At 42.4% G+C, this 23,523-nt stretch carries 23 protein-coding genes and 1 pseudogene; all 24 read right to left on the bottom strand.

The window, feature by feature from the left end; genetic code table 11:
• The coding region (locus SSCH_RS08290; RefSeq protein ID WP_044665054.1) for a monomethylamine:corrinoid methyltransferase at positions 1-883 on the bottom strand (883 nt) is incomplete at its 3' end.
• 15 nt (positions 884-898) lie between these two features.
• Complete coding sequence (locus tag SSCH_RS08285) at positions 899-1,600, bottom strand: corrinoid protein (protein WP_232294309.1); 702 nt, start codon at positions 1,598-1,600, stop codon at positions 899-901.
• A 126-nt stretch (positions 1,601-1,726) separates the two neighbouring features.
• Positions 1,727-2,599, bottom strand: a complete 873-nt coding sequence (locus SSCH_RS08280; RefSeq protein WP_044665053.1) for a DUF6282 family protein — start codon at positions 2,597-2,599, stop codon at positions 1,727-1,729.
• Positions 2,600-2,645: 46 nt separating this feature from the next.
• Positions 2,646-3,797: a 4Fe-4S binding protein gene (locus SSCH_RS08275; protein ID WP_044665052.1), complete on the bottom strand. Its 1,152-nt coding sequence runs from the start codon at positions 3,795-3,797 to the stop codon at positions 2,646-2,648.
• Positions 3,798-4,073: 276 nt separating this feature from the next.
• Positions 4,074-4,838, bottom strand: coding sequence for a nickel pincer cofactor biosynthesis protein LarB (larB, locus tag SSCH_RS08270; protein WP_044665051.1), 765 nt, complete (start codon positions 4,836-4,838; stop codon positions 4,074-4,076).
• A gap of 78 nt (positions 4,839-4,916) precedes the next feature.
• Positions 4,917-5,774 (bottom strand): MBL fold metallo-hydrolase, encoded by an 858-nt coding sequence (locus tag SSCH_RS08265; protein ID WP_044665050.1) that lies wholly within the window; start codon positions 5,772-5,774, stop codon positions 4,917-4,919.
• 63 nt (positions 5,775-5,837) lie between these two features.
• Positions 5,838-6,245 carry a PaaI family thioesterase gene (locus SSCH_RS08260; RefSeq protein WP_044665049.1) on the bottom strand — a complete coding sequence of 136 codons (408 nt, stop codon included), beginning with the start codon at positions 6,243-6,245 and terminating at the stop codon, positions 5,838-5,840.
• Between the two features lie 119 nt (positions 6,246-6,364).
• Positions 6,365-7,273: a bifunctional enoyl-CoA hydratase/phosphate acetyltransferase gene (locus SSCH_RS08255; RefSeq protein WP_044665048.1), complete on the bottom strand. Its 909-nt coding sequence runs from the start codon at positions 7,271-7,273 to the stop codon at positions 6,365-6,367.
• Between the two features lie 26 nt (positions 7,274-7,299).
• A complete protein-coding gene (gene buk / locus SSCH_RS08250) occupies positions 7,300-8,244 on the bottom strand; it encodes a butyrate kinase (RefSeq protein ID WP_198142311.1) in 945 nt (314 codons plus the stop codon).
• Positions 8,210-8,407 carry a hypothetical protein gene (locus SSCH_RS16605; RefSeq protein WP_052835466.1) on the bottom strand — a complete coding sequence of 66 codons (198 nt, stop codon included), beginning with the start codon at positions 8,405-8,407 and terminating at the stop codon, positions 8,210-8,212. The genes buk and SSCH_RS16605 overlap by 35 nt, the downstream gene beginning before the upstream one ends.
• Positions 8,408-8,419: 12 nt before the next feature.
• A complete protein-coding gene (locus SSCH_RS08245; RefSeq protein WP_044665047.1) occupies positions 8,420-9,325 on the bottom strand; it encodes a thiamine pyrophosphate-dependent enzyme in 906 nt (301 codons plus the stop codon).
• A 20-nt stretch (positions 9,326-9,345) separates the two neighbouring features.
• Positions 9,346-10,524, bottom strand: coding sequence for a phenylglyoxylate dehydrogenase (locus SSCH_RS08240; protein ID WP_044665046.1), 1,179 nt, complete (start codon positions 10,522-10,524; stop codon positions 9,346-9,348).
• Positions 10,525-10,797, bottom strand: coding sequence for a 4Fe-4S binding protein (locus tag SSCH_RS08235; RefSeq protein WP_044665045.1), 273 nt, complete (start codon positions 10,795-10,797; stop codon positions 10,525-10,527).
• Between the two features lie 5 nt (positions 10,798-10,802).
• A complete protein-coding gene (locus tag SSCH_RS08230; protein ID WP_044665044.1) occupies positions 10,803-11,345 on the bottom strand; it encodes a 2-oxoacid:acceptor oxidoreductase family protein in 543 nt (180 codons plus the stop codon).
• 41 nt (positions 11,346-11,386) lie between these two features.
• Positions 11,387-13,543, bottom strand: a complete 2,157-nt coding sequence (gene ldhH / locus SSCH_RS08225) for an L-lactate dehydrogenase (quinone) large subunit LdhH (RefSeq protein WP_044665043.1) — start codon at positions 13,541-13,543, stop codon at positions 11,387-11,389.
• Complete coding sequence (locus tag SSCH_RS08220; protein ID WP_044665042.1) at positions 13,533-14,108, bottom strand: LutC/YkgG family protein; 576 nt, start codon at positions 14,106-14,108, stop codon at positions 13,533-13,535. Before SSCH_RS08220 ends, ldhH begins: the two co-directional genes overlap by 11 nt.
• A 124-nt stretch (positions 14,109-14,232) precedes the next feature.
• Complete coding sequence (locus SSCH_RS08215) at positions 14,233-15,492, bottom strand: nickel pincer cofactor-dependent isomerase, group 22 (RefSeq protein WP_044665041.1); 1,260 nt, start codon at positions 15,490-15,492, stop codon at positions 14,233-14,235.
• A 66-nt stretch (positions 15,493-15,558) separates the two neighbouring features.
• Entirely contained in the window at positions 15,559-17,037 is a 1,479-nt protein-coding gene (locus SSCH_RS08210; RefSeq protein WP_044665040.1) for a sodium:solute symporter family protein, read from the bottom strand.
• 1 nt (position 17,038) lies between these two features.
• A complete protein-coding gene (locus SSCH_RS08205) occupies positions 17,039-17,272 on the bottom strand; it encodes a hypothetical protein (RefSeq protein ID WP_044665039.1) in 234 nt (77 codons plus the stop codon).
• Positions 17,273-17,945: 673 nt separating this feature from the next.
• On the bottom strand, positions 17,946-19,730 hold the full coding sequence (locus tag SSCH_RS08200) for a PucR family transcriptional regulator ligand-binding domain-containing protein (protein ID WP_044665038.1): 1,785 nt from the start codon (positions 19,728-19,730) through the stop codon (positions 17,946-17,948).
• Positions 19,731-20,102: 372 nt separating this feature from the next.
• Positions 20,103-21,458 (bottom strand): PLP-dependent cysteine synthase family protein, encoded by a 1,356-nt coding sequence (locus tag SSCH_RS08195; RefSeq protein ID WP_044665037.1) that lies wholly within the window; start codon positions 21,456-21,458, stop codon positions 20,103-20,105.
• Between the two features lie 95 nt (positions 21,459-21,553).
• Entirely contained in the window at positions 21,554-22,609 is a 1,056-nt protein-coding gene (thrC, locus tag SSCH_RS08190; protein WP_156972194.1) for a threonine synthase, read from the bottom strand.
• 307 nt (positions 22,610-22,916) lie between these two features.
• Positions 22,917-23,153 (bottom strand): transposase, encoded by a 237-nt coding sequence (locus SSCH_RS21870; RefSeq protein WP_408645714.1) that lies wholly within the window; start codon positions 23,151-23,153, stop codon positions 22,917-22,919.
• 41 nt (positions 23,154-23,194) lie between these two features.
• Positions 23,195-23,523: pseudogene (locus tag SSCH_RS19190) on the bottom strand (hypothetical protein); the annotation flags it as partial.

Genomic DNA, 23,523 nt, shown 5'->3' with positions numbered 1-23,523 from the left:
AACCTGTATAGTGAGCTCCAAGTACAGCCGGTATCAGTAAATCGGAGGCGATGTTGGTCAAGACAGCGCCTTCTGTTGGGCCAGCGTAGCCTCCGATAAATGAACTACAGGCAACCCGCAAGTATAAACCGTAGTTTATCCCCTGCACTACTCTGTGAATATTGCCGTATGTGGTCTTTAATTCTGGCGGGTTGAGAGAAATTGCTATGTTATTGCCCTCGCTTAATGCAGGCAAACCGCCCAAGTTGCTGTATTCGGTATTCGTTGTAGCCATGGCTAAACTGGGCATCCCCGGACGTCCAGCCCTCCATAAGGCCTCTTTTCTTAACTCTGCTTCATATCTTCCCTGCAGTGTCTCCCAGGGAGTACCTGTACGTACTTCTCTGCCTTTGATTGTGGCAAAAGAAGGCCCGTGTAAAATGTCTACGTGTCTGTTCTTGGCTATCCCCTCTACCATGGGAACATAGAGGTCTTCATCAACTGTAATACATAGAGAAGCTTCTAGCAATGGTGGATGAGGATCTTCTGGGTTTCGTTTCTTCAAGACAACTTCGTCTTCTCCGGTACCAAGTGTTATTTCGCTGGGAGCATATCTTAAGGAAGCCTCAAGTTCTTCTTCGGAAACTTTAATGATGCGTTCTGTATCCCTGCAGTAAATTCCAAGCTCAAGGGCCAGTTCATAACCTGCCTTAAAAAAGGTATCTGCCAGATCATCATCACAGTTGATCGGATTGTCTGTTACACATGTCTTTTCTAATCCGTATTTTTTCAGCTTATCTTTAACTGCCCTCGGCAGTACTTTGTTATCCCAGTCAAATTCTGAACAATACGGACCATGATCTGTCTTTTCTAAAGTGTTGATTAGTGTCATCATTGATTTCATCTTCGGCACCTCCTCTTAATTAGTTTTTAAATCGCCAAGAATTACCGGCTTCTCAAATGGCGGTTTCTTCCCACTGGATAGCAGTTGCTTGCATATTTCACGAGCATCCACAGCACTTCTACCATAAGCATCTGCCCCAATTTCAACTGCAAATTCCGGTGTTACTGGTCCGCCTCCTACAATAACGTAGTACTTGTCCCTGAGATTCTTTTCTTTTAAAATACGTATTAAATCTTCCATGAAGGGTAATGATGTAGACAACAATGAAGACATGGCGATAATTTTGGCATCTACTTCTTCTGCTTTTTGGATAAAGTCTTTTACCTTAACATCAACCCCAATATCGTGTACCTGCATCCCTGCTGTTGCCATCAATACTGATACAAGGTTCTTGCCGATATCATGCATATCACCAAAACAGGTACCTAATACAATATTGGCAACACTATCTTCTCCACCGCCACCTGTTTCTTTTAACTTCTCAATAATTAAGCCTACTGAGCCCTTCATTGCATCTGCTGCAAGTGTTAAATCGGGAAGAAAGATCTCAAAGTCGTTAAACCGCTGACCCACGATATCCATTGCTTTGGAGCCAGCCTCTTGGATCAGAACCTGTGGGTCTATGTTGCTTTCCAGCGCCTTTTTAGTTATCGCTTCAGCTTCTTCTCGGTCACCGTTGATTATTGCTTCTCGCAGTTCTTCAATAAACTTACTCAAATTGCCCACCTCCATTTTTTTTGCAAACAAATTAAAATCTCTTAGCGATATGACAAAATGCCTTACTGTATCACTCCCTTTTAATTAATTTGCTAAAAACATGCTTCACCTAGAGCTAATAACATCTTATCCCTCCACAAGCCCCCGAGGGTTCTCTACAATCAGGGTATGTATCTCTTCTTTTGTCATCCCGCACTCATACAAACATTGAGCAAAAACTCTTAAACTTTCATGGGGCATCGGATTATGACGTTGTCCGGCATCACTGATAATAATACAGTTTTTTGGACCTATCTCTTTTATTGCAGCTGTTACTTCTTGAACAGTTGCATAATGCCACATGGGAGAAACAGTACAGTAGCCAAATTCCGCTGTTGCACCCAATGCCACCAACTCTTTAACTTGACTTGTGCTGAAAGCAGGAACTTTAAAAAACGGATGTGTAATCAAGATCTTTTTTACACCTATTTCTCTAGCAGTTTTAACAAGCTTGAAAATTTCCTCTTGAGATAGATGACAGGTTCCTAAAATAGCGTTATGATCAGCGATTAACTGCAAAACCTCTTTGGTCTTTTCGTTGATGTTGCCTTCAGCATCGAAAACGGAAATCCCTTTGACTTCCTCAGCATCCCCTGTGCTTCCACCCTCCTGGACATCGTACTTACCCCGAGAACCGTGGGCCTTTGCATGATTATCAGCATCAATAGTTGGCATCCAGACTTCTTTGGCACCCAGTTTGAGAGCAGCCTCAACAGCTAGCGGGTTAATCCCTCCGACATATTCATTAAGTACAATGCCTCCATAAACTCGAAAATCATCATAATCATTTTGTAATTCACTGGCTCTGCTTACAGTGCTTTCATGGTGACACTTAAGGAGTATTCCTCCAATACCAGCATCAGCTGCTGCAGCCACTGCTGTTTTGTCATCACAAATCCTGGGAAACAAACATGGATGTGAATGTACATGCAGGTCATAAGCTCCATCCAGATTTATCATGATTCAGACAGCCTCCTTAGCATTTGCTATTTAATAACCTCTATTATTACCGTAATTCAATAGCTCCCTTTGGGCACCATTGGACACATAAACCACAACCATCGCACTTCGTCTGGTCAACGCATGCTGCAGAATCGTCAGAAGAAATAGCGCGATACATACATACTTTCTCGCACTTTCCGCAGTTGTTACACTTATCAACATCTACATTGGCAAATTTGGGAGGAAGTTTTGCTAGCTCTTCCACAGTGGTAATATGGGGTAGTGCAATACCGCGAATCTCATCTAATGATTTATACCCTTTATCATCCATCCAATTTTCCAAATCTTCGAGAAATTTAGTTATTATTGAGTAACCGTTCCACATGACAGCAGTACAAGTTTGAACTGTGCTTGCACCCAACATTATGTATTCAACAATCTCTTTGAAGCTCATGACTCCACCAATTGCGGATATCGGAATATCTACTGCTCTGGCTACTTCAGAAAGATGGCGCATAATGACCGGTTTAATAGCAGGGCCAGTATAGCCTCCATAACCGCGTAGTAGTGGCATACCTGTTTCAATGTCCACACCGGCAAAGGAGCGGATGGAATTGCTAATCGTCACACCATCTGCCCCAGCATCCTTAACAGCTTGGGCAATCTCAACCATGTCTGAAACATTAGGCGTTAATTTTACTGTTAGAGGTATCTTCGCCGCACTCTTCGCTATTTTTGCTTGCTTATAGGTCAGCTCTGCACTTTTACCTATATGCATACCAACAGTTGAAGCAGGCATCGGACATGAAACGTTTAGCTCCAGTAGATCAACCAAACCGGTGCTTTGTATCTCATCAACCAATTCCGCGGTCTCTTCCGGATGGGGCATTGCGAGCACACTTACCTGCATAACAGCTCCACCTTGTTTCGCAATAGCCAAATCTTCTTTAATCCAGTCTTCTCTTGTCTTGGTAGTGAAAAGTTCCAGGTTAACCATTCCAATAGCCTTACTACCGTTCTTGATCAACTGAAGCCTACCATTACGTGGGTGAGCCGCCCAATCTTGTACAGGCCCGATAGTTTTAGGTACTACTCCGCCTATCCCTGCCAGGGCAGCTCTTTTCATTCCCTCTCCATCCCAACCAGGAGTAGCCGAAGCCAAAACTAAAGGATTTTTAAAAGTAACTCCCGCAAAATTCACCCTTAAATCTGCCATACGATTCCCTACCTTTCCTTAACTAGTTGAACTAGTGTGATGACTGCTGTTTAACTTAGTTAATTAATTCTTATTTAAGAGCACCCCTTCCTTTAGACCATATAACAGACTAGGCTGTTCAACTTTTGTATCGTTGCACAACCTCTTTCTAATGATTTAATCTCCTACGACCTACGACAAGGTCTTGTAAATAGATTGGATTAGACCATGTAATAGGACATTCTTTACGGAACGGAAATTGACGATGTCAACATGAACATCGAAGGTTGGGCTCAATTAATCCTCTTCATGACAACAGTTTTTTGTTATTAGATAGGCCAATACCGCTGCGCCGAAACCGTTATCGATGTTTACCACACCAACTCCTGGAGAGCAGCTGTTGAGCATCGTCAATAGTGATGACAGACCTCCAAAGTTGGCTCCATAACCAGTACTAGTGGGAACAGCTATAACAGGTTTGTCTGTAAGTCCTGCCACAACTCCGGGCAGCGCCCCCTCCATCCCAGCAACAGCAATAATAACCCGGCAATTGTCGATAATCTCCAAGTGTGGAAAGAGGCGGTGGACTCCCGCAACCCCCACATCATATATTTTGACAACCTCACTTCCTAACAGTTCTGCGGTAAGAGCAGCTTCTTCGGCAACCGGTAGGTCGCTTGTGCCTGCGGTCAAAACAGCAATCCTACCAGCCCGCTGTCGAATTTCGCCGTTGCTGAGAAAAAGGATTTTCGCCTCGCGACAGAAAAAAACATTAGGAAAGTGCGACTTGATTAGGGATGCTGTTTCTTCGGAAACCCGAGTAGCCAGGACAAAATCACTATGTGCGGCCAACTCCATGAAAGCGGCTAAAGACTGTTCAGGGGTTTTCCCTTGGCAAAATATTACTTCAGGCATCCCCCGGCGCAGGTTCCTGTGATGATCAATTTTAGCAGTGCCAATGTCAGCATAGGGAAGATATTTAAGAGTTTTTTCGGCCGCTTCAACACTAATCTTACCGTTACGTACATCCTGAAGGAGTTCTTGGATTTTTCGTTTATCCATAATGACAAATCTCCTTTGCGAAATATTGTTATTAGTATTCGCAGGGTCAACTGTACCTGTACCTACAAATGACAGAGTTTACCTTTCGTTCAACACTGCTTCTATCATACTCTGTATATTTAGCCTAAAAGCAGTAATTGGTTGCATCGATCTACTCTCTTCATCACGGAACTTATTTTCATATTCTGATAATATTTTCTCTTTACCATATCCCAAATTAAATAAATGGAGAATAAAATCTCTGCTTTTTTTTGCAGCAAGTAAACTGTTTTGCCAATAGTTGAGTGTATCACTCTTCTTTACTAGACCATAATGGGGAGAAATAATAAATTCAGGATTGATTTTTCTGCATCTGTTAATGGAATCGATTGTATTGGAATAACTCACTAAAATGTTATGATATATCTTTCCTGATTTACCCATACAGCCTGTTGATTCACTTGCAAATAAAACCTCGTTATTCACTAAAAAAGATAAAGTATATTTTGTGTGGCCAGGTGTTTCTATCACTTTAATATTCACACTTCCCAGATCAATAATGTCTCCATCCGAAATAACTGTATCGATTTTCATCAAATCATTATTGTACTCATTGAAAATACCCTGACCATAAAACCCTGCGGCCTGCATGTTAAGCTTCTTGATTGTTTTGAGAGCGTTATCTCTATTCAAAATATTTTGATCGTACTCTGTACCGCATATTTTTATATGCGGCCATTCCTCTCTCAAATATGGTAACGCACCTATGTGGTCATAATGTGAATGGCTAACAAATACATAATCTAATGCTCTTGTATTTAGCACTTGCTTTACATTGTTAATGAGATTAGCAGCACAATATGCCATTCCGCAGTCCACCAATGCTGTTTTTTGGTCTCCCAATAGCAAAAAGGAGTTACCCCCTTTTCCGCCTGTAACATTAACTATATAATCCATTTCACTTATCACTCTCCACTGGAGCAACATCCACTGCAGAACAATATTGTCCGTAGTCGGTGACTACATCTCTATTTTATTGCCTATTATATACATCGTGAATATAGCTTTTGCGAGTAATCGTTCATTTTCATCATTAATGCTCACATCATAGACCCCTATTTTTCTGCCACGACTTATTTCACTTGCAATAGCCTTCACTTTTCCACAAATAACAGGTTTTATATAGCTCATACTGCCATTTAGGGTAACAGATGTGATACCATACGACAACGATGCCACACCGGCAGCAGTATCTGCCAATGTATACAAAGCCCCTCCGTGAAGTGAACCCAATACATTAAGACTGTTGTCATTAACAGTCATCTCAACTTCCGCATACCCTCTTTCCAGTTTCATGACGATCATTCCGTTAATTCTGTTAAAATTACTTTTCCGGTTATAATAGTCTTTATATTCAGTACAGTCCATATTCAAAAACTCCCTAATAAATGCACCTTTCTAAATGAACATCTAAAGGCACTCCATAAAAGTCTCAGCCTGCACAGCTGTCATATGCAGCAGACAGATATGCAGGCTGTTGTTAGAGATTATGAAGATCTGTTAGCCAACAGATTTGCCACAGCTAAGGAATAATACTTTACTTCAGAATCATCGCCCCGGGACGTAGATATAATAGGTACTCGCGCCCCTATTATGACCCCAGCAGTAGGCAAGTGCGCAAAATGCACAAGCGCCTTGTGAATAGCATTACCAGTACTTAAATCTGGCACTATAAGAATATCAGCTTTACCTGCAACAAGTCCTCCAGTACCTTTTTGAAGTGCAGCCTCTTCGGAAAAGGCATTATCAAAAGCTAATGGACCATCAACTATCGCATCTTTGAATTCGCCCTGTTCTGCCATCTTTGCTAAAACATCTGCATCGATCGTCTCCGGCATTTCCGGTTTAACAATTTCTTGGGACGCTAAAATAGCTACCCGTGGTTTTGCTAAACCCAGACTCCGTGCAAGCTCTAAACTATTAAGCAGAATAGACTTTTTTTGATTTATATCTGGTGCAATATTTATTGCGCAGTCAGTAATAAAGAAGAGTTTCTGTTTTTCAGCCCACTCAAAAATGCTAATCTGGCTTATTAGTCTTCCAGTATACAAACCGCAATTTTTGTCGAGAATTGGTCGAAGATAATCTGCCGTTGGTAGTATCCCTTTCATTAGAACGTCTGCTTGGTTGTTATTAATAACACTTACCGCTTTTTTTGCACAATCCGAATAATCTACAGCTGAAATTATTGTATAATCTGCAGGGTTTTCGTTCAGATTTTTGAGTATATTAGTGATTTTGACCTCTTCTCCAACTAATACTCCTTCTACTATACCTTTTCTTCTGGCCTTAACCATAGCAGAGAGTACTTCCTCATCAGCAGCTTGGGCTACTGCGACACGAACCGGTCCACGGGAACTTGCAGCTGAAATAACTTCTGAAAAGCTTTTAAACATAGAGTTTCCCCTCATTTATTTGTTTTCTAGCTTTGATGTGTTTGCTCTACGGCTGCGTATTCTTTAAGGATTTGTTTCTCTTCAAGCACTTCAAGTGTCCCTTCAACCAGTGCATTTAACTCAGCCTCCCCAGGGTATATATAAATAGGTGCCAAAAAGGTAACACGCTCTTTTACCCAATCAATCAGAATTTGGGAATGGGCTAAACCACCAGTGAAGAAAATACCATCCACTTGACCTTTGAATACTGTAGCCATCGATCCAATTTCTTTCGCGATCTGATAGGCCATACCTTCGTAGATAAGGCGCGCCTTGGCATCCCCTTCCTCAATACGTTTTTCAACTTCTTCTGCATCTTGAGTACCAAGATGAGACATCAGACCACCTTTTGTAGTGAGGAAGGAGTATACCTCCTTCTGAGTATACTTTCCTGAAAAACACAGTTCGACCAAAGCATCTGCTGGCAAAGTTCCTGCCCGCTGAGGAGAGTAGGGGCCATCACCATCAAGCCCGTTATTTGCATCTATCAGGCGGCCATTTTCATGGGCGGTAACAGAGATGCCTCCCCCAAGATGCACACCAATAAGTTTAAGATCCGCATAGTTACGTCCCAAATCCTTTGCCAGACGTTTTCCTACTGAGCGTTGATTCAGTACATGTAAACAGGAACGTCTAGGCATTTCTTTAAGACCAGATAAACGAGCCAAGGGTGAAAATTCATCACTGGTAGGTGGGTCTATCACTAAAGCAATGGTTTCTCCTGATGATGTTAATAATTCTTGTGCCAAGACTGCACCAAGGTTAGTAGGATGTTCGCCGTAGCGACAATTCAGTAAATCGTCTATCATTTCTTGATTTACACGATATGCACCACCAGGCAGCGGTCTCATTTCCCCACCCCTACTCACGATGGCACTTAAGTCATCAATTTGCACCTTATGCTCCTCTAAAAAAACGTTGTATTGCTTCACGGCGGTATGGAAGCTGATCCTTTATATCTAATAAAGCACTAAATTCATCTGTGCTATGCACGTGCGTTTTTAGTGCAACTTCCTTTTTCCCCCGATAAAGTCCCATCTTTGTTGAGGCCGAGCCGAGGTTTATGGCTAGTATCAGCGGGCTTTTCTCGCTCATAATACTACCCCCTTAACTATCTCTCCATAAGCTTTCTAACAGACTATATCTTCGATCTACCCACTGCTGTATGTCAGCAGTTTGTTTTTCATCAAAGTGCTTAAATTTACCAACACTATTAAGGAATTCTTGTATTGGCTTTGCATTTTTTACTTTTACAGTTTGGGTAAAACGCCCCTCTCTGTACTCATATAATGGATAAAAGTTTGTTTGAACCGCCAATCGGCCAACTGAAATTGTATTTTTGGATTCATACCGCCAACCCGAGAGGCACGGGGAGAAAATGTGCAGATAAACGAAACCGTCTTTGATTGATAACGCCTTCTCTACCTTATTGACAAAGTCACGTGTATAAGCTGTAGATAAAGTAGCTACATAAGCGGCATCATGCATAGCCATAATTAATGGCATATCTTTTTTATTTTGTTGTTTTCCTTTTATAACACTACCTACAGGAGTTGTGGATGTGTAAGAGCCTTTTGAACTGGTACCACTTCTTTGAAAACCTGTATTCATATAACCTTCGTTATCGTAGCAAATATACAAAATGTTTTCGTTTCTCTCAGCTGCTCCAGAAAGAGCTTGAAAACCTGCATCAGCTGTAGCGCCATCCCCTGCAAAAACTACCACCCTAATATCATCTCTTCCTTGAGTATGGCAGAATCTTTTTACACCAGAGAAAAGTGACGCAGCATTGGTCAACAGTGGCATAGTTACTGGTACTTTAACTCCTGACAACCTATTCCAACCTACTGCTCCTGCACCGGTCATACAGCCCGGGGTTACACCTAGCAGTGTGTTATTACCGACAATTTTTAATACAATACGCAACGCCAACTCCGCAGGACAACCTGGGCAAGCAGATAAGCCTGGCGAAGCTAGATCTTCAAGTTCGAAAAAAACTTCGTTCAAATTCATAATTTACACCTCCTGCTATGTTAATCTAACCAAATAGTTGATTTGCCATATTCAGGTTTTTCCGCGAGAGCGATCACAGCATCCAGCGCTGCAGTCATGTGATCTAATGTAATATCTGCGCCACCTAGGCCCCCGATAAACGATATTCCAGGTAAAGAGCGACCATAGTTACCTAGGGCAGCCATTACTTCTTGGAAAAGAGCCCCGGTATTCCAACCAAAGGAAACTGACCTATCAACCACACCGATAGCTCGAACAGACTTACTGAGGGCTTTTAGTATTCTCTTCGTCGGGAAAGGACGCAAAACCCTAACTTTAATCAAACCAACCTTTTCTCCTCTTTCCCGATACAAATCGACAGCATCTTTACCGGCACCGGTAGAAGAACCAATAGAAAACAACACGACTTCGGCGTCATCCATTCGATATTCTTCAATAAGACCGCCATAACTACGACCAAAGGTAGAACCAAACTCTTTATCCACATTATCTATGACATCAAGAGCTGCCTGCATTGCTTCTAAATGATTGTGCCGAAACTTCATCATCATAGAGCCGTCGAACATCGGGTCTACTGCAATAGGTCTTTCGGGATCAAAATAGATGTGTTTAGGGCAATAAGGAGGAAGAAATTGCTCAACCAATTCCTCAGTTGGAACTTCGACCCTTTCAATTAAATGGGACAAATAAAACCCATCATAGCAGACATTAACAGGAATTAAAACACTATTATCTTCCGCTATCTTGTAGCTTTGGATAATCGTATCTAGAATCTCTTGATTATCCTCAACATAAAACTGAATCCATCCCGATTCCCGAACACTAACGCTATCCTGCTGACCAGCCCAGATAGTTTCTGGAGAAGTCATTTCACGTCCTGCAATAGCCATTACCATCGGTAACCGCATTGTTGACATCCTGAAATATGGCTCGTACATTAAGGCCAACCCCTGAGCAGATGTTGCAGTAAATGTGCGGCCACCAGCCAGGGCTGCGCCTTGAACAACACTCATTGCCGAATGCTCAGACTCTACTTCTACCATCTCAGCCTTAAGCAGTCCATCAGCATGCATTTGTGCCAAATGTTCCACTACCGATGATTGAGGTGTAATTGGATAAGCAGCAATAACATCCGGCTTACATAAAGCAGCACCTTTGGCAGCTGCTTCATTGCCGGTAAGTGCATTGACCATCGACATTTACATAACCTCCTCTCTCACCATGGTTATAGCTTTGCGGGGACACTCAACTTCACAAATCCCACAACCCTTGCAATAACTCAAATCAATATAGAGTCTGCTATCTTTATCCTTCAGATCTTTCCTCATCGCTTGAACTGGGCAATAATGAGCACATGTAGCACAATCAGTACATTTCTCTTTGTCAATAACCGGCCTAAATGTTCTCCATTTGCCGGTATTGAGCACATAAAGTCCTCCATCTCCAAGGGGTGAAATCCATTTTATATCCATCACTATCACCTCGTTTTTATTATTGTCGCGGCCCGGTATCCTTCATCACATGCAGCTGAATTCTTGCTATCGAACTCTTTTTCCACCTTCTCTGTTATCGCCTCTAAAGGAAGCCAATTTGTAGTACGACAAAAAGCACCTAAAATAACTGTATTAGGTATACTTCTATTGATATGTTTTAAGGCTATATCTGTAGCATTTACTAAACCTATAGTAGATACTTGTTTTGGAACACCTAGCTGTTCAACAGTTCTCCTGGTATTGATGACTAGAAAAGCATTCTCTTTCATGCCCTCATAGACATCGACCTCATCCAAAAGTGTGTCATCTAAAACTATGACACAGTCCGGATGATATACCTGGGTCTTGAGACGGATAGGTTTATCATCTAAACGCAAAAAACCATAGACTGGAGAACCTCTTCGCTCTACACCGAAATATGGAATAAATGTGGCAAATTTGTCCGATGCAACAGCAGCTTTAACTATAATATGTGCTGCCCTAAGTAGGCCTTGCCCTCCCCTACCGTGTAATCTTACTTCCTTCATAAATTTCCCTCCCTTGAATTTGTCTCTTAATCAATTAGCATTTAGCGAGGAATAGCTTCTGCAAGAATTTGCGCAGTATGTTTTACTTTCAATGTGCTGTTGGCCTTGTCCACACCCCCTCTAATCTGCATCATGCAACCAGGACAATCCATAGCTACCACTTCAGCACCGATGTCTTGAATTTTCCTCAATTTACGTTCAAGGATCGATGCAGAAAGCCGTGGAAACTTTATGCTGTATGATCCACCCATTCCACAGCAAGTTGCGGAATCTTCCATTTCCATAAGCGTCACACCATTAATGCCAGTAAGCAGTTCCCTAGGTTCCTCAAAAATCCCCAGAGAACGATTCAGGTGACAAGAATCGTGGTAAGTAATCTGCACCGGTTCAGGCAGGCGTCCTTCATGCAGAGCGTTGCGTTGTTTCCGCATTTCAAAAACAAACTGGGAAAAATCCCTTACTTTTACGGCTAATTCCTTAGCTTTGTTCTCCCACTCTAAATCCCCTGACAGAAGAACTACATATTCGTGCTGCAATACATGGGTGCAAGTGGGGCAAGCAGATATCATCACATCTGCACCTGTTTCTAACAAGGCAGTTATATTATTTTTAGCCAACTCGCTAGCAACATCATCCTCCCCACTATATCTAGCAGGTGCTCCACAACAAGTTTGTTTTTTTGGAAATACTACTTCAACACCTTCATGGTTCAATACCTTAACTACTGCTTCACCCACTTCTGGGTAAACAAAGTCAATAAGACATCCTGAGAAAAATGCTGCTTTTTTCCTAACCGGTGGTTTGACGTCAGCACCAACAATCCTATCCCTTAAAGGCACCTCTGCTATCGCGGGCAAGCTTCTATAGTTTGCTTGTTCGGTAAAGAATAGAGGCAGATGACGAATCATAGTTCCGCCTTTAGTCAAAGGACGCTGAACCTTCGCTGCTGTACGAAGCAAGGAGTGAAATACCCGTCGGTTCTTTAACACATTTTCGAAGATTAGACGCTGAGCCAGCGGCAAACCCTCTTCCTTAGCCAAACGGGTACGCAATTCTAAAATCAATCTCGGAATATCAATTTTAGCAGGGCAAACATCCTTACAGCGGCCACATTGGATACAAAGAGCCTGAATTTCAGATGATTTTCGCAATTCGTTGAACCAAGCTGTAAGAATCGTACCGATACCTCCAGCATATACATCTCCAAACACATGACCGCCCACAAGACGATAAACGGGACACACATTCGTGCAAGAGGCACAACGGATACACTGTAGCGCCTGTTTAAATACAGGGTCATGCCGCATAGCAGTACGATTGTTATCCATGAGGATAATGTGAAGTTCCTTCGGACCACACCCATCTTTGGTAGCAGTAGGCACAGATCCTGTAATAAAGCTGACATAGCTGGTAAGAAGTTGTCCAGTTGCACTGCGCGGAAGGGCTTTCAGAATAGTTGTTACATCCGAAAGCTTACTAACAATTTTTTCTAGCCCTACCACAACTACAAGTATCGGCGGCATAGTGCTAACTAGTCGCGCGTTACCTTCATTTGTAACGAGTACAATGCTACCTGTTTCTGCTACCGCCATATTGGCACCAGTGATACCCATATCTGCACTTAAAAATGCTCCACGCAATTCCTGCTGCGCCACCTTCACTAAACGGGGAATATCACCTGCCAATCGCTGTTTGATCTCCTTACTGAAAATCTCTGCTACTTCTTCTTTTCTAAGATGTATCGCCGGCAAAACCATGTGAGAAGGACGTTGTCCTGCCAATTGAATTATCCATTCTCCCAAATCTGTTTCTTTTACTTTTAAATCTTGTTGTTCAAGGTATTGGTTCAAATAAATTTCCTCTGTAGCCATGGACTTAGCCTTAACTATTAGTTCTACACCGCGTTGGTGTGCTAAATCGCCTATATATTTGTTAACTTCTTGCCCGGAAGTCGCACGGAAAACCGTTGCTCCCTTTCTATTAGCTTCCCTACTAAATTGGTCTGCCAGTTCATCCATGTGTTCAGCAGCATAGGCTTTAATGTTGGCTATCTCATCCCTGAGGGCTTCAAAGTCAATCCCCTCATAAGCCCTGGCTCTAGAAAGGGTATAAGCGTCGGCAAAAGAACCCAATGCATTTTCTAGATTAGCGTTTTCTAGAGCTTTTTGGATTTTTTCTTGCAAGCCACTATTCGCCAAGGATCTCACCGCCCTCATCATCAATAAGTATGATCCACAGGTGTTCAGGACCATGGACACCGATAGCCAGCACATTTTCAATATCTGCGGTGCGGCTTGGTCCAGTAATAAAGGCAAGGTATCCAGGCATTTCTGCAGCAAAGGAGTTTAAAGCATCTGCAAAAGTTGGTACCAAACTGCTGGTGCGCGCCACAAGGATATTAATATATGGAAACATAGTAGCCAAGCGTTGATTAAGATCGGTAGCGTCCTGAACTAAAGTACCTGTTTCAGCAATAGCCAGATCAGCTTCGGCTATCCCTATAAAGGCTTCATCAGCATGATGCTCCATGTCTGTAAAAATAACAGGACCTATATCTGCTAGAACGGAATCCAAGTTAATACCTGAAAAAAGAGAGGAAAGAGCCCATACGGTTAAGAAATCTTGATCTCGCTTGTCCCGTTCCCCTTTAACAAGACCCGCTATTTTTTGTACGGCCTCCTGGGGTGAGGCAACGCGATAAACTCTGGCAGATACCGCTTCAGCCTTTTCCTTAAACTGCTGGTATAGACATTGACATCCCATAAAGCTCCCTCCTGTAAAACAGTGATTGTTACATCCATTTTCCATTTCGGCATCCCCATTTTTGGGCTCTATCCTTAATGAAAATTATCTTCTCCTGTTTAATCTCAATTTGAATGGCATTTTTTTAGGGCAACCTGAGATTTAATAGGTTTCCATCATCATCAAATATAAGCTCTTCAGGAGTTCCTAGTACTTCCAACCTGCTGTCTTCAGCAACTTCATCTAGCATTGATTCCGCAACGAACATTTCCTCTAACTGAAGTGTATTTTTAAGGTAAACCAGCCGTGCTTTAGTTGTATCCATTGCACCTAAAGTCACTAAAGCAGATTCGATAGCCTCACGGTCATTATCCAGCACACATGGTATCCGCCCCTGCTCCACAGCCATGGAACCGATGGCATTTAAAGCAGTGGATTTGATGTCAATGGACTGAAATACCTTACGTGTGGTCATATCCGCCAAACCAATACCGATGGCATTACCATGGGATTCCGGGGTCAACCCAAGCACTACAATACGACCAATATCAGGATATTTAGGTTCCTCTCCCCATCTCATCATAATGCGCCCAACCACCTTGGTATCCATTCCGGTCCCTGATATGTTTTTCCCAATTTCTCCGAGCACCAGCACATCCATCTGTTTAAAAGGCAGCTTAACTGTGTTCTCCTTGGCCAGTGCTTGCAGTTCTTTTTCTTTTGCATAAATCTCGTTTGGAAGAACTGCTTTAACTTCTGCCGTTTTTCCTTTCCAGTTCTCTACAACACCTACCGCAAAAATAACAGGCAGTTTTTTTAGCATCACCCTAGCTACGTCAACAATAGTTTTTTCATAGCCCTTTACCAGCATATGACCATGTGTGGATTTGGCTCCTCGGGGCCCACCCAACCCAATCGTCAACATCTTGTGAAGGCCGCTTTCGATTTCGCCAAAAAAGTTTGTATGTGGTTTGATGCGATGAGCTATAATCAACCTGTCTACCTTAGTTGCTTCAACATTACAAAAGACAGGGACTCCTTCATCTGTTTCTCCTAACTGTACAGTGTCTGCACAGCATCTTATCGGTGCCCCTACTGTTTCCGGAGTTACTTTGAGACTTTTCAACATCTCTAACTGCCCTTCAGGGGTACCGCCGCCATGGGTACCCATGGCGGCAATAATTACAGGATTAGCTCCTGCTTCATTGACAACATCTGCTATTGCTTTTATTATTTCTGGAAGTGCATAAATTCCGCGGCTTCCAGCTGTAATACCAACAGTCAAACCCTTGAGTCCCATCCCATCCAAATCCAGCTTTCGCACTTCTGAGATCACTGCTTGTCTTACATCTAAAATTTCCTGACATTCTATTTTCTGTTTAACACGAACCATACGCGGAAACATATTGCCTTCCCTCCTTCAGCTTTTTGCTCTTCATCCTGATGCCTTCCTTGACAGGCAGAAACCCAGTTAAATACAATTTTTCTCCGCAAGTGCATCGTCAAGATAACCCAAGAATTCTTCTGCTTTCTCTGTAGGAGGTTGGGTTGCAAGACTTACCACTACATAAATAACTGATGCAACTACCAACGCCCAAACGCCAGTTCCAAGGCCTAAAGGATTAACGTTCGCAAGTGTTAGATATAGAGCTAGAGCACCCCCACCGATAACACTAGACAAGGAGCCTGCCGCTGTGCTCTTCTTCCAGAAAAAGCAACCCACAATTGTCGGCACCATCACTGTCATGAATGCCGATGAAACTAATTGCAGAATTGCAACCATATCAAACTGCTGGACAGAAAATATCCAAACTATTACTGCCTGTATAAGTAGAAAGTACTTGCCAATTTTTAAACGTTTGTTTTCAGACATTTCGGGTGACGCGTTCTTGCAAACGTCTTCTGATAGGAGAGATGAGAGGCTCAAAAATACCGAGTCAACAGTAGAGATAACTGCCGCGACAATTCCTACCATCACAATTACTGATAGAACTGGTGGCACAAAATTGCCCAGCAACATTGGAGTAGCTAGATCGGGATTTTCTAAACCGGGCATCAACACCCTTGCACACAAACCCCAAGTAATACAAATGAAGGTATAAAACAGCCCGAAACACATAAACCCTCTGATCATACTACGTAAAGTTTTAATGCTATCTGAAACAAATAGCCGTTGGGTAATATGTGGATAGGACATGCTAAATAAAAACCAGCCCACGGTAATCCCCAGGAAGTTACCAAGACTAAAATAACCATCTGGCCCGGGAACCGTCAAATGCTGCGGATAATTGGTTTCGAGAGCATGAAACAGACTTCCGAAACCCCCTAAATGCACGTTAACCACATAAATGGTTACTGCCGAAACACCTATAAGCATGATGGTAGCCATCAGAGTATCAGTCCAGGCAACAGAACGGAGGCCAGCAATGACCGCCCACAGAACCGAGAGGACAATAGCAATTGTCACTCCAACAATGAAGGGCACTACACCATTAGTAAGACCTTGAAGTGTATAACCAATACCCATCACCTGTGATGCGCAATACGGTACAAGGAATATAATCGCCCCTATACCCATCACTACTGCTACCCATTTACTGTTAAACCGGTCAGCAAACATTTCATATGGCGTAATATAGCCATATTTTTTACCGGCCAACCAAAACCTGGGTCCAAAATAGACGACCAGCAGCAGACCTGCCAAATACAATATCTCTAATCCCTCTGCACCAACACCTGACCTATAAACTAACGCAGGTAGTCCAATTGTCATAAAGGCACCATAGATTGTTGCCGTATACGTTCCAATCGCCACTAATGGGCCAAAAGAACGGCTTGCTAAAAAGTACTCCTCTACACCTCCACCCATTCCCTTTCTAGCAGAAAAGGCTAGGGCTGTCCCAACAACTGCATATATGGCGATTACCCAAAAAATAAGCTTTGCAGTCATCCTAATCCCTCCATTTGCTGGTAACAATAAAAGTGGCTAGAATGATAGCCGCCATCAACACCCACCAAGCTAAAAAGGTACCGTAAATTTTCGGGACATCTTTTAGTACGGTATATGGTAGAAAATAGGCTAGAAATAACAAGGCTGCGTATACGAATGTCCACATCCGTCGTCTCGTCTTTAAACCTTCTCGGCTTAAGGCATTTTGTTCGTTCTTTTTCGGCGTTGCTTCCACTGTTATAACCTCCTTTGTGGTTGGTTTTTGGCCGATTAGAACCAGAGACTTTACGAATCCTTTAGACCTAACGTTTCGTAGCAAAGGCGCGCGCTTTACTATGTCGCACAATTTCTCTAATGATGATATTCCTTCCTTTGGACTTACTAACAGACCTTTGTCTTAGCTTTTTATGCTTTCGCACAAACCAAAACTTGCTGACATTCCTGTTAAGACATTGGTAGGAGCAACAATAAAGCATACTTGATAGCCATCCAGCATATTGAATAGTTCAAAATCTACACTTCATCTACATGTGAATAAAATGATTCTAAAAAACAGTATTTGAGCATGAAAAGTCGCCATTTTCAACGAAAATTACAGAAATATTGTCTTTATCCGAATCTAAACAGATTATGGAGTTCGGGGGGATATTAAGCAGAGCAGAAAAAAAGACCCTAGGCCTAATTAAGACCAGGGTCGAGTCTTTTCAATTCTTTGTTGAATAGTATTGACCGATCACAAGTAGGTTACGCTAAACTACCAAAGTAACAATACAAGTCGGGACTATACTAATACAACGATGCTACATTAGTATCTAATGCATATATTCGCGCTACTAAGCCTTCCTCCGTCTTATATGAATTTCGCTAAATCTGCCTTCTATAGCCTCCAGCTCACAACGCAAAAAACTTTATCGAAAATCACCCATAAGCTGCCCAAATTTTAAACACAGGTGTAAATTGAAGCATTCATCAGAATTATTTACACTCAATCCGCTAAGTTCTTCGATTTTTTTGAGTCTATAGATAACCGAATTTTTATGAATATACAACCTTTTTGCTGTTTGGTTTAAACTGCAATCATTTTTAAAATAACAATTCAGTGTTGTTAATAGTTCTGTATTGTGTTCCTGATCATAATCAATAATTCTACCCAAACATTCAGAATAATAATTTGTCATAGCCTTTGTATCTTTGAGTTTATATAAAAAACGATAGGGTCCTAAATCCTCAAAAAGCGTTACATTGAATGGTCCCCTCATTATGCGCCCGATACGTGCGGCTGCAGTTGCTTCTTCAAAAGATTGTTTGGTGTTACGAACCCCGTCAAAGACACTTCCCAAACCGATAGAAAATTTTATTTTTGGAAATTTAATCATAATCTTATTAGATATTTCGGTTAACTTTCTGTGTAATACACTCACTTCATCCTCTGAAGCTTGACGGACCAGACCAGTTATACTCTCGGATTTGCCTAATACCATGGCACCACCGGGGTAATCTATAAAAGCTGAATGAACTACTTGCAATATATTCGATTTTATCTTTTGAATAGTTTTTTCATCTCTTCTTCCTTGACTACCAAGGTTACTATAAGAATGGTCTATAGCAATGACAAACACAACTAAGCTGGTATTTAAGTTAAAACTCAAATAGCTGGCTCTTCTAATTATCTCTTTCTCCGACTTGAAATTGCATCCAATAATATCTTCAAGTATTTCCCCGCGAATTTGATATTCGGTTTCCAAAACGGCTTTTTCTTTTGCAAATTGTAGAGCTATAATGGTTGATGCTCTTTCCACAGCGATTAGACCTATCTCATCTAATTGGCTGCAACTTTCGATAATTACTAGATTGCCATTGATATCTCCATTAGCTTTGATCGGAACAACTACAACGTCATGTGTAAAATCTTCTACCATTAATTTAATTCTATGCCAGTGATGAGGGTTTAAAGAACAGAGATTAGTACTAGAGTTGTATAAACCGTCCTGAAGCTTATTCTCCCAATCACTCTTTAAATGGTATTTTGCTAAAGGATGCATGGCAAATGACAGTAAAGTACCCGCTCTATCGGTAATAAGTACTGGATTGTTAACAATCTCTACTAATACCTGACATATGCTAGAAAAACCATTTCCCGACAGAAGCACTTCTAAAAGCCTGTTGTGAATTTGTTCATTTCTTTTAAGACAGTAAAGCTGGTTGTTAAGAAGAATTTCAAAAACAGGAACAATAATTTCAATATAGGGTATCTCCGGATCCAATTCAATTAAAGGTAAACCAATCCTATCAGCATGGTCGATCATATCTTCCGGGACCTTTTCTAAGTAGGGTCCTGGTTTAATACCCAAAGCTGCTACTTTTTTCTGAGCTAAATCATCGATCAAACGACATCGTATAGTGGCATCGTCTTTTATAGAAAACCCGGTTGTAACAAGAAATTCTTCACCCCTCAACCATTTTATTACTTCAGGCACCTCCATAACATTCACAAACCTTATTATGTTATTTAAGCCCTGGTGCCCTCCAACCACTTTAGCTTTTTTTAATGAAGCGATTTCTAAAGCTTCCTGTACAGTTAAGCCCATCGAATCACTCCGCTCATGTTTGGTTGGTTTTATTGGTTTTACATCAATACGCCTGCTGCTTTGATAATACTCAAGACGGCTCGGGTTAATTAGCTTGATAGGCACCCCTCCTCATCGATCATAATGATAAGACGCATTGTAGTTAGACTTAATCTCTTTCAATCCGGCATGTAACCATAAAAATACTTACATTGAATCGAGCGTCCATAATGTTTTAGTGCATATATGGGTTGATTGTGCTGCGAAAGATGTGCGAAGAACTGTAGGTATGATTATTAAGGCAGAAATTTGTTTTTTTATTGTAATACTACATGTGGTATTATTAATGTCGGGAGTACCAGAGAAGCCCCCATTATGTTTCTAAAATTCCCTTGAGCTTCTCTGGTCCAACTCTCACATATCCCGTCTGTTTTCACCACTAATCATCGACAATAAGCGACATATTATTTATTCGTGCTCTCCATATAAAAATCCTTTTTATCGTTTTTCTTTTATTTCTTGATCATAATCTTTTACTAGCGCATACTCCTCCTCCCAAAATTCCGGACTGCGCATGCTGTCCAGGTACTCTTGGCTGTAACCAAAGGGGAGCCAATCATGTTCCTTCTGCTGGAAGAGTCGTTCTTTGTTTTCCATTTTTCTAAAGTCGAAGATCTGATCATCATCAGCCTTAAAGAAAACGTCCCTGGCCCAGCGCTTGAGCACAAAGGGTTCAACTTCCAGGTAGCGCTTTTCCATGTCCTCCAGTACAGATGGGTATCGGTCAAAGCCATCAGTAGCGATAGTGACAACATTATCCTCTGGGCCAAGCCTCAGGAATTTGGCCATTTTGATAGCACCCAGGATGTTACAGATTCCCGATACCCCAAAAAGTCCTCGCAGTGCAACAGCTTGGTCTCTGGGGACACCTAATTCTTCCAGTACATCTGCACCATCCTGAATCACCTTCAAGCCTTGAACTGTATCTTCATCACGGATCAGGACAACAAAGTCTGTGTTTAATATATTGTGTATCAAAGTACACATTTTATCTCCAATGCCCTCGATCCTATGCTGGCCGCGCCCACCGGTAGTCAGTGTAGCGCACTCATAGGGCTCCAGGGCGGCGACTTTAGCTTCAGGAAATGCCTTTTTAATTGCATCTCCAGCCGCCATAGTTCCCGCAGACCCCGGAGCGGAAGTGAAGCAAGCAATACGGCCGTTACCTATTCCTTTAACAGCTTCAATTGCTGAATTCCCTGTGACATGACGGTGGAATCGGTAGTTGGGCATCAATTCAAACTGGGCGAGAGGGCGGTTTTTAGGATCCTTTTTCAGTTCATAGGTTCGCTGTAGGGTTAAGATAACATCTGATTCGGTGCCAGGTGTGAGGTCAAGTTCGGCACCGTACTGCCGAATCCGGTCATAGCGTTCCTTGCTCATATTGTCCGGCATAATAACTACAGCTTTATAGCCCATCAATTTGCAGATATAGGCAACTCCAATGCCGAAGTTTCCGGTGGAGGGGCCAAGAATTGTATGTTTACCTGGAAGGATGTTACCATCAACACATCCTTCAATTAATGTTGCATATGCTGGACCAACCTTATGAGATCCAGAGGGAAAATCTTTACCAAGGAGAACAACGATATTTGCTTTAGTTCCTGTTAATTCTTTAGGTAAAACAACTTTGCGAACCTTGTCATTCTCATCCTTCCAGGTAATATTGAACAAATTAAGCGGGTCTAGCTCATCGTTTTTCTTTGCTGCTAAAGCATTCTTTCGTATTTCCGGTGCTATTAAACTAGGATTAAGCATTTCTGAATAAGTTGGACCAAAGGGTATCTTGCCCATAAATTCTACCTCCAGTCAAAACAAGATGTTTTTGTAATTGTTCTATGTATCGCAAATGCTGCACTTAATAAAGCACTGCGCTAATATAATGTTAATTACGGCAGTTGCCGCTTTTTGAGTTCGGCAACCAGTTGGTCCATCGATGGCTCAACTTTAATCGGTTCACCTGCTGCTGTAATAGCGTTTTTCACATCCTTGAGACCATTGCCGGTAACAATAACCACAACCCGTTCATCACTTCCGATAACTCCTCTTTCCACAAGGGTTTTAAGCCCTGCCAACCCTGTAACTCCCGCAGGCTCTCCGAATATTCCACTGGTTCTGCCGAGCAGTCGCATAGCACTGAGAATCTCTTCATCTGATACCGTGACCATGGTCCCTTTCGATTCCCGAACTGCACGCAGAGCCTTTTCCGCATTGCGTGGCACACCAACTGCGATGCTGTCAGCGATTGTGTTCTCTTCTGCCGGCCGCCATGCCCTATCTTCCAAAATGGCATCGGCCAGCGGACTACAACCTGCTGCCTGTACCCCAAGCAGTTTAGGTAGTTTGTCAATCCAGCCAACCCTGTACAAATCCTGAAACCCCTTCCAGACTCCAGAAATAATACACCCATCACCCACAGATACAACCACCCAATCAGGCGCATCCCAGGCAAGCTGTTCGGCAATTTCCAGTGATACTGTCTTCTTCCCCTCCATCAGGTAAGGATTGATGGCAGCATTTCTGTTATACCAGCCCCACCGCTCAATGGCTTCCGCTGACAGCTGAAAGGCATCACTGTAGGAACCCTGAACACTGATCACATTGGCACCGAAAATCAGCAGTTGAGCGACCTTCCCTTGGGGTGCCCTGCCCGGAACAAAGATAAATGTCTTAAGCCCCATGGCAGCTGCATTTCCAGCTAAAGAAGAGGCGGCATTTCCAGTGGAGGAGCAGGCGATGGTGGTCATCTTCTCTTCCACCGCTTTCATAACAGCAATAACTGATGCGCGGTCCTTTAATGAAGCAGTGGGATTCTGCCCATCATCCTTCACATAGAGGTGGTTGAGGCCTAACTGCTCACCGAGGTTCACCGTTCTATATAACGGGGATAACCCTACCCGTAATTGAGGACGGGGTGTTGAAGGCTCCACAGGAAGAAAGGGCAGGTAGCGGAAAAGAGAATAATCTTTGGAGCAGAACCCGCGCTCCCATTATTTAACATGTCTACATTTTAACTGTTCCGGAATTTCCATTTATAGTACTTGGAGAAAGCGTAAAAAACTTATATCTCCTGAAATCTTTGTCTTCAGGAAACGATTTTTTGATTATTTATTTTCCATGGGGCACTCTATATCATCGAATAGTCGCCTTCATACTAGCATGTGATCAAAAAGATAACGTGCTAGGCTCCTGTCCCTGATATACTCCAAGGCATTACGCATCTTCTCCGCTATCTCTCTGGCGCTAAAACCACTAGTTAGCATAGCTGCGCCTGTTTCTGTACAGGAAAAGCCAGAAAAGATTGACCGCCAAAAACATAAACCACAAAATGACTTGAAAAGCGACTTCCTGATGAATAAAGCAATGCCCCATGTTCCAGTTCCCTTTAAGTTCATGATATCCCGTGTTTTCTATTTCCCACCTCCGATGAATAATTTCCCGGATTAGCTCCGGGGGTGCTTCATTTTTGCTTAAGGTAGTAGCTACCAGAATTTCGTGTCTTTCGATGGCTTCCTGACGTTTGCCACCTACTATTGCATAGCCATACCTGCTCTCAACGATTCTTCTCGACGACCCCTTAAGGGTTTTTTCATTCCATCCCAGCTATTGAACTGTTCTTCATCCCAGGCAGAGATGTCTAGATGAGTGGTGGATGACTTATCCTCTCGCCATGTTTTGGCTGGCACTTGACGGCTGAATAGTCCTTCCGCATCCTTGACAATGTGCATCCGCTTATCTTTTAGCCGAACTACAAGGTGGATGTTTTTGCTGCACAAGTGGTTGATAAAAGGAGCCTTGGCAAAGCCGGCATCAACCACCACTATGTCAGCAAAATGTTTATATACCTGGTAGAGCCAGC

The organism is Syntrophaceticus schinkii (genome assembly GCF_000946815.1).
Lineage (GTDB): Bacteria > Bacillota > DSM-12270 > Thermacetogeniales > Thermacetogeniaceae > Syntrophaceticus > Syntrophaceticus schinkii.
This window is presented reverse-complemented; position numbering and strand designations above follow the sequence as displayed.

Bases quoted from the DNA above. Each gene is read 5' to 3' on its own strand.
- SSCH_RS16605 (WP_052835466.1), bottom strand. From the start codon at position 8,407: ATGAGCGAGAAAAGCCCGCTGATACTAGCCATAAACCTCGGCTCGGCC.
- SSCH_RS08235 (WP_044665045.1), bottom strand. From the start codon at position 10,797: ATGGATATAAAATGGATTTCACCCCTTGGAGATGGAGGACTTTATGTG.
- SSCH_RS08210 (WP_044665040.1), bottom strand. From the start codon at position 17,037: ATGACTGCAAAGCTTATTTTTTGGGTAATCGCCATATATGCAGTTGTT.
- SSCH_RS08260 (WP_044665049.1), bottom strand. From the start codon at position 6,245: ATGGACTGTACTGAATATAAAGACTATTATAACCGGAAAAGTAATTTT.
- SSCH_RS08240 (WP_044665046.1), bottom strand. From the start codon at position 10,524: ATGTCGATGGTCAATGCACTTACCGGCAATGAAGCAGCTGCCAAAGGT.
- SSCH_RS08230 (WP_044665044.1), bottom strand. From the start codon at position 11,345: ATGAAGGAAGTAAGATTACACGGTAGGGGAGGGCAAGGCCTACTTAGG.
- SSCH_RS08195 (WP_044665037.1), bottom strand. From the start codon at position 21,458: ATGGGCAAGATACCCTTTGGTCCAACTTATTCAGAAATGCTTAATCCT.
- SSCH_RS08255 (WP_044665048.1), bottom strand. From the start codon at position 7,273: ATGTTTAAAAGCTTTTCAGAAGTTATTTCAGCTGCAAGTTCCCGTGGA.
- larB (WP_044665051.1), bottom strand. From the start codon at position 4,838: ATGGATAAACGAAAAATCCAAGAACTCCTTCAGGATGTACGTAACGGT.
- SSCH_RS08220 (WP_044665042.1), bottom strand. From the start codon at position 14,108: ATGGGATGTCAATGTCTATACCAGCAGTTTAAGGAAAAGGCTGAAGCG.
- SSCH_RS08265 (WP_044665050.1), bottom strand. From the start codon at position 5,774: ATGGATTATATAGTTAATGTTACAGGCGGAAAAGGGGGTAACTCCTTT.
- SSCH_RS08275 (WP_044665052.1), bottom strand. From the start codon at position 3,797: ATGGCAGATTTAAGGGTGAATTTTGCGGGAGTTACTTTTAAAAATCCT.
- SSCH_RS08280 (WP_044665053.1), bottom strand. From the start codon at position 2,599: ATGATAAATCTGGATGGAGCTTATGACCTGCATGTACATTCACATCCA.
- SSCH_RS08245 (WP_044665047.1), bottom strand. From the start codon at position 9,325: ATGAATTTGAACGAAGTTTTTTTCGAACTTGAAGATCTAGCTTCGCCA.
- SSCH_RS08215 (WP_044665041.1), bottom strand. From the start codon at position 15,492: ATGTTTCCGCGTATGGTTCGTGTTAAACAGAAAATAGAATGTCAGGAA.